Here is a 1,664-nt window from a genome sequence, read left to right on the forward strand (position 1 = left end):
CTGATAAAGTAGCTGCGGAACTACCAGCTCATATTCGAAAACAATGGCTGGAATCGAACGGCTTTAAACTAGATGGAGCTGATGCGGCAGATATTAAGAAACTGGATGCAACTTTGAGACGTGAAAATATCTCAGAGAAACAAGCCAATAAATACATAGCTGAATTTAACAATAAGGGTTATCTAAGCGACAGTAGTAGTCTGGTAAATGTTGAGAGAATACCTACCAAGGTAGAAACAATGGCTGTCGGTCCTGGACAAGGAGAACTTAGCAAAATCTATCGTGAAGGCCCTGATGGAAAAACGTTAGAAGTAAGATATCCGGTTGATGTGAAAGCAAATGGACTTACGATTACTTATCCTTATGATGTGCAGACGGGAGATGATGGTGGAGGTAGAACTTTGCCTATCACTGATCCAAATTCTGTTAAAAGAAATCATAACGGCGTAGATATTTATATGAAAGAAGGAACACCACTTGGATCTGTTGGAACCGGAAAAGTGACCGAGGTCGTGAATAGTCCGGAAAGATTCTTAAATGGAAGTCCAGACTTGGGTGCGTATGTAGAAGTCGAATATGGCTCGGGATCGAATACCGTAAAAGTTAGATATGGACATTTAAGTAATATAAATGTTTCGTTAAAACAGGATATTAATCCTGGGGATTTGATCGGATTATCCGGAAATTCGGGCCATTCTGAAGGGTCTCATTTACACTTTACAATTATGAAGAATGGTGTACCTCAAGATCCAGAGACATTTGATTGGAGCACTGTAAAATGATTAGAAGTATAGTAATTCTGTTTCTGTTTTTATTGATTGGTTGTGGGGAAAAAGCAGCAGAAAAGAAAGAGGAAACTGTAACGGTTAATAAGGAAGAAGCTCCAGGGATTCCATTTGAAGAAAAGATTAATAATTCAATCTATAACTGGTCTTTTTTCGAAAGAGTTGGTGGGGAGGAATGTTGGGAAGAGTTTCAAATAGTTAATTATGAGGCCTTTGAATCTTTGAAGAAAGATCCGAAACGAGGTTTTAGTAAGCATGATTTTGTATCTTGTGATTTTGGGTTTTATACATTGCCTAATGGAACTCATATTTTTGAAGGCATTACTGGTAAATGGTTTGAAGAATGGCCAAAGGCAATTACAAAATTAGAGTGTAATAAAAACAAATGCGACATGTATTTTGGAGATTATACGAATGGGAGCCCTAGAGTAGGCAAAGGAAATTTAATTCCAAGAAAAGGCAAATTTACTTTTGTCATATTGGATTCAAAGCATTTCCAATTGGTTGACTATCCAAAAGATGTATTGGATCGAAGTAGTAATTTAAGAGGGATATACCGTTACTTCCCTAAAAGCCATGAGTTGCCTAGTGAAGCATTTTGCCAAATTGATAAGGACGAATTACTAAAGAATAAAGATATATATCCCCCTAAAGAACTAGAATGTATAAATCCAGATGATGCCAGGAAGGCGGCTGAAAATGAAGAAAAAGAATAGTGTAATATTAAATGAAGCCCCCGCGCCAACGATCGACCGAGCGTTGCCGTCGAGGGAGAGCGTGGTCGGTTAACAAAAAAGAGGAATTGTAAAAGAAAAGATGCGAGGCGCCCAACAAAACATAGATAAAGTCTCTCTTCTCTTAAAAGCAAGAGAGATGTTT

The 1,664-nt window shown here is 37.9% G+C and carries 2 protein-coding genes; both read left to right on the top strand.

Annotated elements, in window-relative coordinates; translation table 11 throughout:
- Window positions 1-782: M23 family metallopeptidase (locus EHS11_RS19705; protein WP_135766108.1), on the top strand; the 782-nt coding region annotated here is incomplete at its 5' end.
- The gene (locus EHS11_RS19710; protein WP_135766109.1) at window positions 779-1,501 is read left to right on the top strand and encodes a hypothetical protein; all 723 of its coding nucleotides are present in this window, start codon (window positions 779-781) and stop codon (window positions 1,499-1,501) included. The genes EHS11_RS19705 and EHS11_RS19710, both read left to right, overlap by 4 nt.
- Window positions 1,502-1,664 lie beyond the last annotated feature (163 nt).

It is taken from the genome of Leptospira ilyithenensis, assembly GCF_004771005.1.
In the GTDB taxonomy this organism is placed as follows: domain Bacteria; phylum Spirochaetota; class Leptospiria; order Leptospirales; family Leptospiraceae; genus Leptospira_A; species Leptospira_A ilyithenensis.